We start from the raw sequence: 14,933 nt of genomic DNA on the forward strand, positions 1-14,933 counted from the left end.
CATTTTTTTTGCCCGCCCGGTTTGCACGGGAAGTCATACCGCCAGGCAAGGAGCTGGGCAAGGAACCGGACAATGCAGGTAGAATAGCCAGCACTGGCGCCGCTCCTGGCGCTGTTTGTCATCCACGGCACAGTGCTGCACGGCTGCGCCGCTACCAGGCTACTGCATGTCTTCTTTCTCTCCCGCTGCCCTGTTGCGCAATCTGAAACCCGACTCTTTCACCATCGCCCTGCTCGTCACCGTGGCGCTGGCCAGTTTCCTGCCCTGCACGGGCCAGACGGCCGTGGTGTTCGGCAATATCACCACCGTCGCCATCGGCGCCCTGTTCTTCCTGCACGGCGCCAAGCTGTCGCGCGAAGCCGTGGTGGCCGGCGCCATGCACTGGCGTCTGCACCTGCTGGTGCTGGCCAGCACCTTCGTCCTGTTCCCCCTGCTCGGCCTGGCCCTGCGCCCGCTGGCGCTGACCTTCCTCACGCCCGACCTGTACATGGGCATTTTGTTCCTGTGCGCCCTGCCGTCGACCGTGCAATCGTCGATCGCCATGACGGCCATGGCGCGTGGCAATGTGCCGGCCGCCATCTGCAGCGCCTCGGCCTCGAACTTCATCGGCATCTTCCTCGCCCCCATCCTGGTGGGCTTGCTGGTGGCCAAGGGTGCGGAAAGCAAGTCCTCGGTCGACGCCGTGCTGTCCATCGTCATGCAACTGCTGCTGCCGTTCCTGGCCGGCCAGTTCCTGCGCCGCTGGATCGGGCGCTGGGTCGACCGCCACAAGGCCACCTTGAAATACGTCGACCAGGGTTCCATCCTGCTGGTCGTCTACACGGCCTTCAGCGAAGCCGTCAGCGAAGGCCTGTGGCACACGATTTCGGTGGAAACCCTGGTGGCGCTGGGCCTGATCAGCATCCTGCTGCTGGCGCTGGTGCTGGGCATCGCCACCTTCGTCAGCCGCCGCCTGGGCTTCAACAAGGAAGACGAGATCGCCATCGTCTTTTGCGCCTCGAAGAAAAGCCTGGCCAGCGGCGTGCCGATGGCCAAGGTGCTGTTCTCCACGCGCTCGCTGGGCATGGTGATCCTGCCGCTGATGCTGTTCCACCAGATCCAGCTGATGATCTGCGCCGTGATCGCGCAACGCTATGCGCGGCGCGACGAGGGGCAGGAAGTGCCGGCCTCGACGCTGTGATGGCTATCCTGCCCTAGCAGCAGCGCCTGCCGCAGCCCCGCCACGATCACTGCGTAAGCCTGGCGCCGGCTTGCCGCATCGGGCGCGCGCAGCACATACGCGGGGTGATATACGGTAATCACCCAGCGCCCGTCGTGCAAGACGGGCGTGCCGATCAGCGGTGTCATGCTCGCCGCGCCATCTTGCAATAGCGCCTTCAATGCCGTGCTGCCCAGCGCCACGATCACCTGCGGTTTCACGCTTGCCAGTTCCTGTTCCAGCCAGCCATGGCAGGCGAGGATTTCGCGCTGCGCGGGCGTCTTGTGCAGGCGGCGCTTGCCGCGCGGTTCCCACTTGAAATGCTTGACGGCATTGGTCAGATACACGCTGTCGCGCGCCATGCCCGCTTCATGCATGGCTTGCTGCAGCAGCGCGCCGGCCGGGCCGACAAACGGCAGGCCCGCCAGGTCTTCCTGGTCGCCCGGCTGCTCGCCGATGAGCATGATGCGCGCCTGTTCCGGCCCCGTGCCGTGCACGGCTTGCGTGGCGGTCTTCCACAGTTCGCAGCGGCGGCACTGGTCCAGGGTGGTGGGCAGGTCGCGCGCGGGCTGGGCGCGTTCGGCGGAGATCGGGATCATGGTCGCGCCGCTGCGCTGGCCCACGCTGGCCGTCTGGCCCGTGCGCCGTTCGCCGTTGGCGGCGCCGCTCAGCATGGCGGGCACGATGGCGCCTTCCGGCAGGTTCTTCCAGAAGCGCGAGGGGATATGGCTGTGCAGCAAGCCGGCATTCACGCGCGCGGGGTTGAAGATGCTGCGGTAGTAGGTCAGCCACAGGGCTTCGCCCGCATCGTCGATGTCGGCCGCGCCACGCAGCAGCGCCGGTCCCGCATGCAGGGTGGCGCCATCCCACAGCATGCTGGCCCGGGGCGTGGCGATCAGCCAGCTGATGGCGCCCATGCGGCGCGCAAAGTGGCGCGCCACTTGCGGCAGCACCTCGTGCGCGGGCTCGAACCAGGCGACGAAGCGCGGCGCGCCAGCCGCTTCGTCGCGTTCCCTGAAGCGTACATAGGCCTGCATGTCGTGCTCTTCGCGGCGCACGGCCTTGGCCATGGCGTGCAGGCGCGCGCCGTCCGCATCGGCGGGAGACAGTACGTCGTGCTGGCCCAGCTGCCAGCGCCACAGCACCTGGTACAGAAAGGCCCAGCGGTCGGCGGCGTTGAAACAGGCGGCCGCTTCCAGCAGTTCCACCAGCTGGCGCGGCAGGCGCAAGGCGGGCGCCGACATGACAGCGTCGGCAGGCGCGGGGGCGGACGAAAACAGGTCGCCATCGCCCGCTTGTGCGTGCCAGGCGACATCGGCAGGTGGCACTTTGCGCGCGATCAATTCGCGGGCGGCCGCGCGCCACTCGTCGAACGACTGTGCCAGCCGCGCCACGGCGTTCATGCTGCCTGCAATTCCGGCCACAAATGCATCTGCCGCGGCGCTTCCGCCATGGCCTGGCGCAGGTGTTCGGAAGCCGTGGTGTCGCGCGCGGGGAAATAATCGGCCGTGATGATGAAGGGCGCGATTTTCTTCATGCTGCAGCGCAGGCGCGACAGGTCGGCGTAGCGCACTTGCCGCAGCCGGCGCAGGTCGACGATGCGCTGTGCGTTGCGCAAGCCGATGCCGGGCACGCGCGCGATCATGTGCTGCGCCGCGCGGTTCAAGTCCAGCGGAAAATGTTCGCGGTGCGCCAGCGCCCACGCCAGCTTGGGGTCGATATCGAGCGCCAGGTTGCCGCCCGTTGCCGGCAGCAGTTCGCTGGCCTGGAAACCATAGCTGCGCAGCAAAAAATCGGCCTGGTACAGCCGGTGTTCGCGCAGCATCGGCGGCGGCGCCAGCGGCACGCTTTTCGGGCTGTCGGGGATGGGGCTGAAGGCCGAGTAGTACACGCGCTTGAGCTTGTAGCTGCCGTACAGGGTCTCGGCCGTGGAGAGGATCTGCTGGTCGTCGCTGGCGTCGGCGCCGACGATCATCTGCGTGCTTTGCCCGGCCGGCGCGAAGCGCGGCGACCTTGGTTCCTCTGCCTTTTCATCGAGCTTGCGGCGGATGGCGCCCATGGCCAGCTTGATCGTGTGCACGCTTTTTTCCGGCGCCAGTGCTTGCACGCTGTCCTGCGTCGGCAGTTCGATATTGACGCTGAGCCGGTCGGCATAGCGGCCCGCCTGCGCGATCAGGGCGGGATCGGCGTCGGGGATGGTTTTCAGGTGGATGTAGCCGCGGAACTGGTGCACTTCGCGCAGCTCGCGCGCCACCTGCACCAGCTGTTCCATCGTGTAGTCGGCCGACTGGATGATGCCGGAACTGAGGAACAGGCCGTCGATGTAGTTGCGCAGGTAAAAATCGGCCGTCAGCCTGACCACTTCGGCCACCGTAAACCGCGCGCGCGGCACGTTCGAGCTGCGGCGGTTGACGCAGTACTGGCAATCGTACAGGCAGTAATTGGTCAGCAGTATTTTCAGCAGGGAGACGCAGCGCCCGTCCGGCGTGTAGCTGTGGCAGATGCCCATGCCCGAGGTGGCGCCAAAGCCGTCCTTGCCGATGGAGTCGCGCTTGGGCGCGCCACTGCTGGCGCAGGACGCGTCGTACTTGGCTGCGTCGGCCAGGATTTCCAGCTTGTCCGTCAATTCCATGGCTCACCTCGATATACTGTGTTTATATACAGTATATCAGGGAATGCATGCTGTGCTGTCTTGACTTGTGCGATGGCAGAACGTTATATATAAGTGTATATTACGCTCCTTGTTCACCGTTCACTTTACAAGGATACGACCATGCGCCTCACCCCTCTCGCCCAATTCTTCGGCGCCGCCCTGCTTGCCACCGTCGCCTCGTCCGCCCTGGCCGGCGAAGTGGTGGTCTCGGCCGCCGCCAGCCTGACGAATGCGTTCAAGGATGCGGCGCAGGGCTATGAGGCGCAGTATCCGGGTAGCAAAGTCTCGCTGAACTTCGCCGCCTCGGGCGTGCTGCTGCAGCAGATCGTCAAGGGCGCGCCCGTCGACGTGTTTGCCTCGGCCGACCAGGAAACCATGGATGCGGCGCAAAAGCAGGGCCTCGTATTGCCGGCCGACCGCCAGGATTTCGTCGGCAACAGCCTGGTGCTGATCGTGCCGCACGACAGCAAGCTCGGCATCAAGAGCCTGACGGACCTGACGCACAAGGGCGTGACCCGCGTCGCCATCGCCAACCCGGCCAGCGTGCCCGTTGGCCGCTATTCGGAAGGCGCGCTGAAGAAGGCCAAGCTGTGGGACGCCGTGCAGACCAAGGCCATCGGCACGCAAAACGTGCGCCAATCGCTCGATTACGTGGCGCGCGGCGAAGTCGATGCGGGTTTCGTCTATGCCACCGACGCGGCCATCATGAAGGATAAAGTGAATGTGGTGCTGGAAGTGCCGCTGGACGCGCCCGTGCTGTACCCGATCGCCACCATCAAGGACAGCGCCAACCAGGCCGAGGCGAAGCGTTTCGTCAGCTACCTGCAGACGGCGCCGGCGCAAGCCATCCTCGCCAAGTACGGCTTCAAGAAACCATAGTTAGCCAAGTTCCCGCATGGATATCGCCTGGACCGCGCTGGCCCTGTCGCTGAAGGTGGCGGCGTGGGCCACGGCGCTCAATTTGTTGCTCGGCATCGGCACCGGCTATCTGCTGGCGCGTGCCCGCTTTCCTGGGCGTAACCTGCTCGATGCGCTGCTGACCTTGCCGATGGTGATGCCGCCCACCGTGCTCGGCTACTATTTGCTGGTCTTGCTGGGCCGGCGCGGCACGCTCGGTATCTGGCTGCAGGATACCTTCGGCATCAACCTGATCTTCACCTGGCAAGGCGCCGTGATCGCCTCGACGGTGGTGGCCTTCCCCCTCGTCTTCAAGCCCGCGCGCGCCGCCTTCGAGGCCGTCGATGGCCAGCTCGAGCAGGCGGCCCGCGTGCTGGGCATCTCGGAGCTGGCGATTTTCTTCCGCGTCACCCTGCCGCTGGCGTGGCGCGGCATCCTGGCCGGCGTGCTGCTGGGTTTTGTGCGCGCGCTGGGCGAATTCGGCGCCACCCTGATGGTGGCTGGCAGCATTCCTGGCAAGACGCAGACCCTGTCGGTCGCCGTGTATGAAGCCGTGCAGGCGGGCCAGGACGATGCGGCCAACATGCTGGTGCTGATCACTTCCGTCGTCTGCATCGTGGTGCTGCTGGCCGCCGGCCGCCTGGCACCGGGACGCATCGCTCACAAATGACCGCCATGCAACTCGACCTCGACCTCCGCGCCACCTTGCGCTCCGGCAAACGCCGTTTCGACATGCACGTGCAGTGCACGTCCAGCAGCCAGCGCATCGCCATGTATGGCCCGTCCGGGGCCGGCAAGAGCATGACCCTGAAAGCCATTGCCGGCCTCTTCACCCCGGACGCAGGCCATATCCGGCTGAACGGGCGCACCCTGTTCGATTCCGCCGCCGGCATCAACCTGCCGCCGCAGCAGCGCAATGTCGCCTATCTGTTCCAGGACTACGCGCTGTTCCCGCACCTGACGGTGCGCCAGAACGTGGGCTTTGGCCTGGCGCGCGGCTGGTTCAATCCGCGCGCGCGCGAAAAACTGGCCAAGGTCGAGCACTGGCTCGACGCGTTTCACCTGCAGGAACTGGCGCACCAGTTCCCCGACGAGTTGTCCGGCGGCCAGCGCCAAAGGGTGGCGCTGGCAAGGGCGCTCGTGGCCGAACCGGCCGCCCTGCTGCTCGACGAGCCGTTTGCCGCCCTCGATCCGGCCCTGCGTGTCAAAATGCGCCTCGAGTTGAGCCAGTGGCAGCAGCGCCTGGACGTGCCCATGATCCTGATCACGCATGATCCGGAAGATGCGCGCATCCTGGGCGAACATGTGCTTTACTTGCGCGACGGACAAATTGACAGCATGGAAGAGGCATTGGGTGAACGCATTGGATAAATCGGCGGCAGCGGAAATCGGCCTGCAAGGCTCGGTATGGATGACGGTGGGCGGAGAAAATCTGGGCGGCGCCGGACGCGTGGAATTGCTGGGCGCCATCGCCGAGTGCGGTTCCATCACGCAGGCGGCCAAGCTTGTGAAGATGAGCTACAAGGCGGCCTGGGACGCCATCGACGCCATGAACAACCTGGCCGGCGAGCCGCTGGTGGAGCGCTTGACGGGCGGCAAGGGCGGCGGCGGCACGCGGCTGACGCAAAGGGGGCGCCAGCTGGTCGACAATTTCCGTATCATCGAGCGTGAGCATGCGCGCTATCTGCGCCAGCTGGGCAGCCAGGCGGAAGGCATCGCCGACGATCTTTTACTCATACGGAGAATGGCCATGAAAACCACGGCACGCAATCAATTCCTCGGCAAGGTAGCCGACATCAAGGTGGGCGCCGTCAACGACGAAGTCACGCTGGAATTGCCGGGTGGCCAGCAGATCGTCGCCATCGTCACGCACGACAGCAGCGAAAGCCTGGGCCTGGCCGCCGGCGTGGAAGCGTTCGCGCTGATCAAGGCTTCGTCGATCATCCTCGTGGCCGACAGCGAGGGCGCGCGCTTTTCCGCGCGCAACCAGCTGGCCGGCACCGTCACGCGCGTGCAGACGGGCGCCGTCAACACGGAAGTGGTGCTGGACCTGCCGCGCGGCGGCACCATCGCCGCCATCATCACGAACCAGAGCAGCACGGACCTGGGCATCGAGATCGGCAGCAGCGTGACGGCGATCTTCAAGGCCTCCAGCGTGATTTTGGGTGTGCCGGCATAAATTGCGTAGGTCGGATTAGCGCGGCAACGCCGCGCGTGATCCGACAACATTGTCGGCCGATCATGTCGGATTACGCGCCTGCGCGCTCATCCGACCTACTCTTTCAATCGTGCCAGCCACTCGCGCGCTGCCGCCAGCGCCTGTTCCAGCTCGCTTCCCACCGTCGCCAGCAGCGCCGCCACTGCGTCGAAACGGCCGGCATCGATGGCTTCCTCGGTGGCGAAGGCGGCGCGTATCAGCCGCTTCGTGCCCAGGGTCCCGACGGAGCCGCGCAAGCCGTGCAGGATGCGCGCCACGTCGCTGTGGCGTCCCGCCTGCAAGGCCGTTTCCGCCTCGCGCACGGGCGTCATGCCCTTGTTCAGCGCGTCTTCGACCATGCGCCGCAGCACGCCGCGGCCCTTGGCGTCGCGTCCCATCACGCGCATCAGCGGCGCCATGGAAAACACCTCGTCATCGGCGGGCGGCGCCGCTTCGGCGGCCTGCGCCTGCGGGCGTTTCGGCAGGTGGCGCAGGATGACGTCCATCATCTCTTCCACCACCACGGGCTTGGCGATGAAATCGGTGATGCCGGCCGTCATGCAGCGTTCGCGTTCGGAAGCGAGCACGCCGGCCGTCATGGCGATCACGGGCAGCTGCAGGCGCAGTTCCGTGCGGATGATGTGGGTGGCGCTGAAGCCGTCCATGATGGGCATCTGCATGTCCATCAGCACGATGTCGTAGCGCAGCGCTTCCGTGCGCAGCCGTTCCACGGCCTGCAAGCCGTCGCCCACCACGTCCAGCGTGGCGCCCATGTGCTCGAGGATGCCGCGCGCCACGGCCTGGTTCAGATGATTGTCTTCCACCAGCAGGAAATGCACGCCGGCCAGTTCCGTGCCCAGCGGCTGCTGCAGCATGCGTTGCTCGCCGCCATCGTTCTTGGCGATCAGCGCCTGGTGCAGGGCGTCGAACAGGCTCGACCCCGTGATCGGCTTCATCAGCACCACGTCGGCTTCGGCCGCGCTGGAGATTTCTTCCAGGTGGTTGCGCGCGAAGGCGTTGACCATCACCACGATGGGCTGGCGCTGGCCGGACGCGGCCTGGCGGATGGCCTTGGCCGTGGCCAGGCCATCCATGACGGGCATGTGCCAGTCGGCCAGCACCACGTCGTAGGGCTGCTGCTGCGCCAGGCGTTCGCGGTACAGCTCGATGGCGGCAAAGCCCGAGTCCACTTCGTCGGCGGCCCAGCCCCACGCTTCGATCAGCTTGACGATCAGCTCGCGCGTGGTGCGGTTGTCGTCGGCCACCAGCAGGCGCAGCGGCCCCAGCGACGGCGTGCGGCGCGCCTCGGCGGGCAGGGCCAGCACGTCGAACGGCACGCTGAACCAGAAGCGGCTGCCCTTGCCTTCGCTGCTGGCCACGGCGATCTCGCCGCCCATCATATGGATCAAGTGCTTGCTGATGGCCAGGCCCAGGCCCGTGCCGCCGAAGCGCCGCGTGATGCTCTGGTCGCCCTGCGAGAAGGCCGTAAACAGCTGGGCCTGCTGCTGGGCCGTCATGCCGATGCCCGTGTCGCGCACTTCGAAGCGCAGCCAGGCCCGCTCGTTCCTGCTTTCGGCCAGGCTGACGGCCACCACCACTTCGCCGCTCTCGGTAAACTTGATGGCATTGCCGGCCAGGTTGACGAGGATTTGCTGCAGCCGCTGGGCGTCGCCGACGAGGCGGCGCGGCACGTCGGGTTCGACGGCGATGGCCAGCTCGAGTTCTTTCTCGCCGGCATTCATGGTCATCGTCGTGGCGAGGGTATTCATGACTTCATCGAGGTCGAACTCGACGGGAGACAGATCCATGCGGCGCGCCTCGATCTTGGAAAAATCGAGCACATCGTTGAGGATGCCCAATAACGACTGGCCCGCCACGCGTACCATGGTCAGGTACTTGCGCTGCTCGGTGTTGAGCTTGGTATTGCCGAGCAAATACACCATGCCCAGCACGGCATTGAGCGGTGTGCGGATTTCATGGCTCATGTTGGCCACGAAATCGCTCTTCGCGCGGTTGGCCGCCTCGGCCCGGTCGCGCTCCTGCTCCAGCTCCGCCGCGCGCGCCTCGAGCTCGTGCTGCAGCCGGTCGCGCTCGCCCATCAGGCCGTTGAACGCTTCCGTCAGCTCGCCGATCTCGTCGCGCTGCTGCACCGGCACGGGGGTGAAGCGGTTGCCCGAGGCGCGCAGCGACAGCAGGGTGTCGCGCAGGCGCACCAGCGGCGACAGCAGGCGCACGGTGACCCAGCCCAGCACGGCCGCGGCCAGCAGCGAGGCGCAGATGCTCCAGAGTACCAGCCGTGACAGTACGCCGTTGAACGGCTCGAACGCGTCGGCCACGGGCAACGAGGCGGCCAGCAGCCAGTTCACGGATTTCAATCGCTTGAAGCTGTTGACGGCCGTGATGCCGCGGCTGTTGGTGCTGACCATGCTGCCTTCGCCGTCTTCTTTCAGCAGCTGCGTGGTGGTCTGGTTGGCGTTCGGCGCGCGCGGCTGCAGCAGGCGGCTGGTATCGGGGTACAGCACGTAGCGCGGCACGGCTTCGCGCGTGAGGATGAAGTAATAGCCGCTCTTGCCCACCTTGGCCGTGCGCAGGTGGCCCAGCATATTGTCCTTGTACAGGCGCAGCACGCCGATCACGATGCCGGCCACGGCGCCGTTCTTGTCCAGCACGGGCGCGACCATCTGCACGATGGGCAAGTGGCTGGTCTTGCCCAGCATCGGTTGCGTGATCATCGCCTGTTTCGTGCGCATGACGGTATGGAAGTAATCGCGGTCCGTCACGTCGGTGCCGTTGCGTCCCGGCACCTCGGGCACGTTGGCCACCACCTTGCCCTGCGTGTCGAGCACCAGCACGTCGTCGAACAGGGCCAGCATGGCGCGCTGCGTGTAGTACTCGCGCAATGCGCCGGCGTCGGCCATGAGGGCGGGCGGCTGGTGGCGCGCCGTCTGGGTGATGATGTCGAGCAGCATCGCCAACTTGTCGTCGAGCTCTTCGGCCGTGCGCTCGATCAGGGCCGTTTGCTGGACCAGCAGCACTTGCGTGAAATCGTCGCGCATGTGCTTGACCTGGATCATGGTGACCAGGGCGATCATGGCGATCGAGGTCAGGCTGGTGGCCAGCGCGACTTTTGCTTTAATGCCGAGAGGCTTCATGATTTCCTTTTCAGTCCCCGAAGGGACAGGCGGCAGATAATGCTGTCAGGAATTTTCCTATCAATACAGCAACTTGGCAAGCGCCGGCCGCGTAAATTCCCGCCGTCAAAGCAGCAATTGACGATGTTGCCATAAAATTAAATGCAGGACGTCGTTTATTCAGCGAAATTAGCGTGAATGACGGGGAAAATGGCACAGGCAAGCGCGCTATGCAGTAAACTTGTTATTGCATTTTCAAAAAGGTAATGACATGACAGAAGCGCTACTCTCTCCAGCCTTGCCCGCCGTGAACGTGGAAGCGTTGCGTGCGCGCTGCTCGACGTGCAGCATGCATCAATTGTGCCTGCCGATGGGCCTCGACGTGGGCGACATGGACAGGCTGGACCAGATTATCGGCCGTCGCCGCAAGGTCGCGCGCGGCGCCTCGCTGTTCCGCATCGGCGACTCGTTCCAGAACCTGTACGCGATCCGCCTGGGCCACTTCAAGACTTACCAGATCAATCCGGGCGGCGAAGAGCAGGTGACGGGCTTCCAGATGGCTGGCGAACTGCTGGGCATGGACGCCATCAGCGCCGACCGCCACCACTGCAATGCCGTGGCGCTGGAAGACAGCGAAGTGTGTGAAATCCCGTTTTCCAGCCTGGAACAATTGCTGGGCAATATGCCCACCCTGCTGCGCCATTTCCACCGCATGATGAGCCAGGAAATCACGCGCGAGCAAAGCGTGATGCTGTTGCTGGGCAATATGCAGGCGACGCAGCGTTTTGCCGCCTTCATCGTCAACCTGGCGTCGCGCTACGAGGCGCGCGGCTATTCGGGCAGCAACTTCCAGTTGCGCATGTCGCGCGAGGAAATCGGCAACTACCTGGGCCTGACCATCGAGAGCGTCAGCCGCTTGCTGTCGAAGTTCAAGAAGGAAGGCTGGCTGCGCGTGTCGAACCGCGAGATCGAGATCCTGCAGCCGGCAAAATTAAAAGCCATTACGGCCGGCACCGACACCTGCAAATAACGGCACTGTCAAAACCTGCTGCGCGTCGCGCTTTGTGGCTTGCGCTGCGCGCTGTACACCGGCACAGCTGCGCTGCTCGGCCGCCCATCACTGGCGCCCGCCACGGTTTTCCCCGGCGCAGTGCCTTACAGTTCCTCGTCCGCATGCAGCGCGATGCTGCGCTGCGCGGGCCAGGTCCAGATGCCCGACAGGCGCCACTCGCGCGTATTGTTTTCCACCAGCACCTGCCAGCGGCTGCGCTCGAGCATCGGCAGCGCCACCGAGAAGTTGCCCATGGCGTCGGGCTGCACCAGCAGCTTGATATCCTTTTCCGGCAAGGTCGCGTGCGCCAGGTGCAGCTGCAGCGGCGCCTGGTAAGCCTTGCCGAAGCTGTGCACGGAACCCGTCAGGCGTGCTTGCGCCACGTCGTACGCCAGGCTGGTCGACATGGCCAGGTTGCTGGCGGCCGTATCGCGCCGCAAGTCCTGGTTGATGGCCTTGCCCTGCTTGTAATAGTCGCCCACCACCAGCGCGTCGGGTTGCGTAAACGCGATATAGCCCATGAAGCTGCCGACGACGACGGACAGCCCGGGACCGATCATCAGCAGCCATGGCCAGCGGTGCTTGTACCAGGGCGCGGCGGGGGCTTGCAGTTTCAGACTGTCGGACATTGTTTTCTCCTTGTGACGGCGGCAAGAACACGGGGATTCCTGCCGCCTTTCCTGCTTAACGTGGCACGATGAACACGGCGCTTTCGCGCACGTGCAGCGACGGGTCGTCCAGCGACTGCAGCTCGATCGTGATCTTGTTCGAGCCCTTCTCTCCCACGCCGTGCGGCACGCGCAGGCGGATCGGCCAGCCCAGCGTTTCCGTTGCCTGCAAGGTCACTTCATCGCGCGTCAGCAAGGTCAGGCCCGGCAAGCCGGCAACGCTGATCCTGAAGCTCTGGCTTTGCTCCGAAGTGTTCATGATCTGCAGGCGGTAGACGTTCTCGATCATGCCATCTTCCACTTCGCGCCCCATCGAGCCGCGGTCGCGGATGACGTCCATCTTCAGCGGCGTGCGCAGGGCCAGCGAGGTACACACGGCGATGATGATCAGGGCCAGGATGGAGGTGTAGATCAGCACGCGCGGGCGCATGGCGCGCTGGCGGATCTGCTTCGAGTCGAAGTTGTTTTCCATCGCATGGTCGGTACTGTAGCGTACCAGTCCGCGTGGCCGGTCGACCTTGTCCATCACGCTGTTGCAGGCATCGACGCAGGCGGCGCAGCCGATGCATTCATACTGCAGGCCGTTGCGGATATCGATGCCGGTCGGACACACCTGCACGCACAGGGTACAGTCGATGCAGTCGCCCAGCTTGTCGTTGTTGCCGGCCTTCTTGCTCAACGCACCGCGCGGTTCGCCCCGCTTGGCGTCATAGGTGATGATCAGGGTGTCCTGGTCGAACATGGCGCTCTGGAAGCGCGCGTAGGGGCACATGTATTTGCACACCTGCTCGCGCAGCCAGCCCGCGTTGCCATAGGTGGCCAGGCTGTAGAACAGCACCCAGAACCATTCCCACGGGCCGAAGTTCAGCGTTTGCACGGAATGGGCGAGTTCCTTGATCGGCGTGAAGTAGCCGACGAAGGTAAAGCCCGTCCACAGGGCGATGGCGCCCCACACCAGGTGCTTGGCCGTCTTCTTGGCCGTCTTGCGCAGCGACGGGCCCTGCTTGTCGAGGGCCATGCGCGCGCTGCGCGTGCCCTCGATCTTGCGTTCGACCCACAGGAAGATTTCCGTGTACACCGTTTGCGGGCACGAAAACCCGCACCATACCCGTCCGGCGATGGCCGTGACGAGGAACAGCAGATACGCACAGATGATCAGCAGGGCCGCCAGGTAGATGAAATCCTGGGGCCACAGCACGACGCCGAAAATGTAGAACTTGCGCGTGGTCAGGTCGAACAGCAGGGCTTGCCTGCCATTCCACGTCAGCCACGGCAAGCCGTAGAACGCGAGCTGGGTAAGCCAAACGCATACCCATCGCCAGGTAGCGTAGCGTCCTTTGGCCTCGCGAGGGTAGATTTGCTCGCGGGCCGCATACATCTTGATGACTTGAGGTTCCATTGTTTACTTCGCGGGCGCCTGCGGATTCGACAGGCTCCAGACATACGCCGACAGCACGTGCACCTTCGATTCGCCGAGGAAGTCGCTGAAGGCCGGCATGGTGTTGCTGCGGCCCTTGCGCACGGTTTCCATGATGGTATCGGCGCTGCCGCCGTACAGCCAGGTCTTGTCCGTCAGGTTGGGCGCGCCCAGCATCTGGTTGCCCTTCGCATCGGCGCCGTGACAGGCCATGCAGGCGCCGAACTTGGCCTTGCCCAGCACGGACTTGACGGGGTCCGACGTGGAACCGGACAGGCTCAGCACGTAATGGGCCACGTTCTCGACATCCTTCTCGGAACCGAGGGCGGCGCCCATCGGCGGCATCTGGCCGCTGCGGCCGTGCATGATGGTGGTCTTGATGACGTCAGGTTCGCCGCCATACAGCCAGTCCTTGTCGGTCAGGTTGGGGAAGCCCTTGTTGCCGCGCGCATCCGAACCGTGGCATTGCGCGCAGTAGGTGAGGAACAGGCGCTGGCCGATGGCTTGCGCCTGCGGATCGGCGGCCACCGTCTTCAAGTCCTGGCTCAGGTACTTGTTGAACAGGGGGCCGTAATCGGCTTCCGCCTTTTTCAGCTCTTCCTCGTACTGGCCCGTCGATTTCCAGCCCAGGCTGCCGGCATAGTTGCCCAGGCCCGGATACAGGAACAGGTAGGCCAGCGCGAAGACGATGGTGATGTAGAACAGCCACATCCACCAGCGCGGCATCGGCGTGTTGAGTTCCTTCAAGTCCTCGTCCCAGACGTGGCCCGTGGTGCCGTCGGCGGGGGCGCCGGCGGCCACTTTCACTTTCGACTGCGAGTACAGCAGCACGCCGCAGCCGATGATGCCCAGCAGGGACAGCACGATGATGTAGATGTTCCAGAAGCCATTCGTAAAGTCAGCCATGGTTGCGCTCCTCCTGTGCTTGCGCGGCCGGGGCCGGATGGTCGAGCGCGTCGTCGGCGAACGGCAAACGTGCCGCCGCGTCGAAGTCGCTATTGCTGCGGCTGAACGTCCACCACAGGATGCCCACGAACGTCGTAAAGGAAACCACCGTCATGACGCTGCTGGCGCTGTCAAACAGGTTTTCGATTGCCATGCTAATTCCTTGTTTTGATTAATGTACCGAGGCCTTGCAGATAGGCGACCAGGGCGTCTTCTTCCGTCTTGTCCTGCAGCTGGGCCGGCGCGGCGGCGATTTCCGCGTCGCTGTACGGATCGCCCAGGCGGCGCAGCGCGCGCATCTTCGGCATGATCTCGTCCGGCACCAGCTTGGTCTTCGCCAGCCAGGGGTAGGACGGCATGTTCGACTCGGGCACCACGTCGCGCGGGTTGTTCAAGTGCGTGCGGTGCCATTCGTCGCTGTAGCGCGCGCCCACGCGGGCCAGGTCGGGCCCCGTGCGCTTCGAACCCCACTGGAACGGACGGTCGTAGACGAACTCGCCGGCGACCGAATAGTGGCCATAGCGTTCCGTTTCCGCGCGCAGCGGGCGCACCATCTGCGAGTGGCAGTTGTAGCAGCCTTCGCGCACGTAAATGTCGCGCCCCGCCAGGCGCAGCGGCGAGTACGGCTTCAGGCCGGCGATGGGCTCCGTCGTGCTCTTCTGGAAGAACAGGGGAACGATTTCGACGGCGCCGCCGATGCTGATCACCACCGTGACCAGGGCGATCAGCAGCCAGGGGTTTCTTTCAATCCATGCGTGTGAAAATTTCATTTGCTT

General features: G+C 64.7%; 14 protein-coding genes. 6 read left to right on the forward strand and 8 right to left on the reverse strand.

Annotated features, from left to right (window positions below; translation table 11 throughout):
- Positions 1–166 precede the first annotated feature (166 nt).
- The gene (locus YQ44_RS26770) at positions 167–1,180 is read left to right on the forward strand and encodes a bile acid:sodium symporter family protein (protein ID WP_071325963.1); all 1,014 of its coding nucleotides are present in this window, start codon (positions 167–169) and stop codon (positions 1,178–1,180) included.
- On the opposite strand, the gene YQ44_RS26775 is transcribed toward YQ44_RS26770, so the two are convergent.
- Complete coding sequence (locus tag YQ44_RS26775) at positions 1,132–2,601, reverse strand: UdgX family uracil-DNA binding protein (RefSeq protein WP_071325964.1); 1,470 nt, start codon at positions 2,599–2,601, stop codon at positions 1,132–1,134. The two genes, YQ44_RS26770 and YQ44_RS26775, sit on opposite strands and share 49 nt — an antisense overlap.
- The gene (locus YQ44_RS26780; RefSeq protein ID WP_071325965.1) at positions 2,598–3,830 is read right to left on the reverse strand and encodes a putative DNA modification/repair radical SAM protein; all 1,233 of its coding nucleotides are present in this window, start codon (positions 3,828–3,830) and stop codon (positions 2,598–2,600) included. The genes YQ44_RS26775 and YQ44_RS26780 overlap by 4 nt, the downstream gene beginning before the upstream one ends.
- A gap of 141 nt (positions 3,831–3,971) precedes the next feature.
- Here YQ44_RS26780 and modA point away from each other — a divergent pair, with 141 nt between their 5' ends.
- From modA to YQ44_RS26800, 4 genes are read left to right on the forward strand one after another with little or no spacing between them, the layout of a single operon-like run.
- Positions 3,972–4,730 (forward strand): molybdate ABC transporter substrate-binding protein, encoded by a 759-nt coding sequence (gene modA, locus YQ44_RS26785; protein WP_071325966.1) that lies wholly within the window; start codon positions 3,972–3,974, stop codon positions 4,728–4,730.
- Positions 4,731–4,746: 16 nt separating this feature from the next.
- Entirely contained in the window at positions 4,747–5,418 is a 672-nt protein-coding gene (gene modB / locus YQ44_RS26790) for a molybdate ABC transporter permease subunit (protein ID WP_071325967.1), read from the forward strand.
- Between the two features lie 5 nt (positions 5,419–5,423).
- Positions 5,424–6,119: a sulfate/molybdate ABC transporter ATP-binding protein gene (locus YQ44_RS26795; protein ID WP_071326779.1), complete on the forward strand. Its 696-nt coding sequence runs from the start codon at positions 5,424–5,426 to the stop codon at positions 6,117–6,119.
- A 40-nt stretch (positions 6,120–6,159) separates the two neighbouring features.
- Complete coding sequence (locus YQ44_RS26800) at positions 6,160–6,927, forward strand: TOBE domain-containing protein (protein WP_071326780.1); 768 nt, start codon at positions 6,160–6,162, stop codon at positions 6,925–6,927.
- A gap of 95 nt (positions 6,928–7,022) precedes the next feature.
- Here the strand turns inward: YQ44_RS26800 and YQ44_RS26805 are convergent, their stop codons facing one another.
- Positions 7,023–10,097 carry a response regulator gene (locus YQ44_RS26805; protein WP_071325968.1) on the reverse strand — a complete coding sequence of 1,025 codons (3,075 nt, stop codon included), beginning with the start codon at positions 10,095–10,097 and terminating at the stop codon, positions 7,023–7,025.
- 250 nt (positions 10,098–10,347) lie between these two features.
- Between YQ44_RS26805 and fnr the strand changes: the two genes are divergently transcribed.
- On the forward strand, positions 10,348–11,106 hold the full coding sequence (fnr, locus tag YQ44_RS26810) for a fumarate/nitrate reduction transcriptional regulator Fnr (protein ID WP_071325969.1): 759 nt from the start codon (positions 10,348–10,350) through the stop codon (positions 11,104–11,106).
- A gap of 125 nt (positions 11,107–11,231) precedes the next feature.
- On the opposite strand, the gene YQ44_RS26815 is transcribed toward fnr, so the two are convergent.
- From YQ44_RS26815 to ccoO, 5 genes are read right to left on the reverse strand one after another with little or no spacing between them, the layout of a single operon-like run.
- A complete protein-coding gene (locus YQ44_RS26815; protein WP_071325970.1) occupies positions 11,232–11,756 on the reverse strand; it encodes a FixH family protein in 525 nt (174 codons plus the stop codon).
- A gap of 55 nt (positions 11,757–11,811) precedes the next feature.
- Positions 11,812–13,194, reverse strand: a complete 1,383-nt coding sequence (ccoG, locus tag YQ44_RS26820; protein ID WP_083412060.1) for a cytochrome c oxidase accessory protein CcoG — start codon at positions 13,192–13,194, stop codon at positions 11,812–11,814.
- A 3-nt stretch (positions 13,195–13,197) separates the two neighbouring features.
- Complete coding sequence (gene ccoP / locus YQ44_RS26825; protein WP_071325971.1) at positions 13,198–14,118, reverse strand: cytochrome-c oxidase, cbb3-type subunit III; 921 nt, start codon at positions 14,116–14,118, stop codon at positions 13,198–13,200.
- Positions 14,111–14,311, reverse strand: a complete 201-nt coding sequence (locus YQ44_RS26830; protein WP_071325972.1) for a cbb3-type cytochrome oxidase subunit 3 — start codon at positions 14,309–14,311, stop codon at positions 14,111–14,113. The genes ccoP and YQ44_RS26830 overlap by 8 nt, the downstream gene beginning before the upstream one ends.
- Before the next feature lies 1 nt (position 14,312).
- Positions 14,313–14,927, reverse strand: coding sequence for a cytochrome-c oxidase, cbb3-type subunit II (gene ccoO, locus YQ44_RS26835; protein WP_071325973.1), 615 nt, complete (start codon positions 14,925–14,927; stop codon positions 14,313–14,315).
- Positions 14,928–14,933 lie beyond the last annotated feature (6 nt).

Source organism: Janthinobacterium sp. 1_2014MBL_MicDiv, assembly GCF_001865675.1.
Classification (GTDB): domain Bacteria; phylum Pseudomonadota; class Gammaproteobacteria; order Burkholderiales; family Burkholderiaceae_D; genus Janthinobacterium.

What these genes read in the sequence shown, in the direction of transcription:
- ccoO (WP_071325973.1), bottom strand. Translation starts at nt 14,927, where the DNA reads ATGAAATTTTCACACGCATGGATTGAAAGAAACCCCTGGCTGCTGATC.
- fnr (WP_071325969.1), top strand. Translation starts at nt 10,348, where the DNA reads ATGACAGAAGCGCTACTCTCTCCAGCCTTGCCCGCCGTGAACGTGGAA.
- YQ44_RS26780 (WP_071325965.1), bottom strand. Translation starts at nt 3,830, where the DNA reads ATGGAATTGACGGACAAGCTGGAAATCCTGGCCGACGCAGCCAAGTAC.
- YQ44_RS26800 (WP_071326780.1), top strand. Translation starts at nt 6,160, where the DNA reads ATGACGGTGGGCGGAGAAAATCTGGGCGGCGCCGGACGCGTGGAATTG.
- YQ44_RS26775 (WP_071325964.1), bottom strand. Translation starts at nt 2,601, where the DNA reads ATGAACGCCGTGGCGCGGCTGGCACAGTCGTTCGACGAGTGGCGCGCG.
- ccoG (WP_083412060.1), bottom strand. Translation starts at nt 13,194, where the DNA reads ATGGAACCTCAAGTCATCAAGATGTATGCGGCCCGCGAGCAAATCTAC.
- YQ44_RS26815 (WP_071325970.1), bottom strand. Translation starts at nt 11,756, where the DNA reads ATGTCCGACAGTCTGAAACTGCAAGCCCCCGCCGCGCCCTGGTACAAG.
- YQ44_RS26830 (WP_071325972.1), bottom strand. Translation starts at nt 14,311, where the DNA reads ATGGCAATCGAAAACCTGTTTGACAGCGCCAGCAGCGTCATGACGGTG.
- modB (WP_071325967.1), top strand. Translation starts at nt 4,747, where the DNA reads ATGGATATCGCCTGGACCGCGCTGGCCCTGTCGCTGAAGGTGGCGGCG.
- YQ44_RS26805 (WP_071325968.1), bottom strand. Translation starts at nt 10,097, where the DNA reads ATGAAGCCTCTCGGCATTAAAGCAAAAGTCGCGCTGGCCACCAGCCTG.
- YQ44_RS26795 (WP_071326779.1), top strand. Translation starts at nt 5,424, where the DNA reads ATGCAACTCGACCTCGACCTCCGCGCCACCTTGCGCTCCGGCAAACGC.
- ccoP (WP_071325971.1), bottom strand. Translation starts at nt 14,118, where the DNA reads ATGGCTGACTTTACGAATGGCTTCTGGAACATCTACATCATCGTGCTG.
- modA (WP_071325966.1), top strand. Translation starts at nt 3,972, where the DNA reads ATGCGCCTCACCCCTCTCGCCCAATTCTTCGGCGCCGCCCTGCTTGCC.
- YQ44_RS26770 (WP_071325963.1), top strand. Translation starts at nt 167, where the DNA reads ATGTCTTCTTTCTCTCCCGCTGCCCTGTTGCGCAATCTGAAACCCGAC.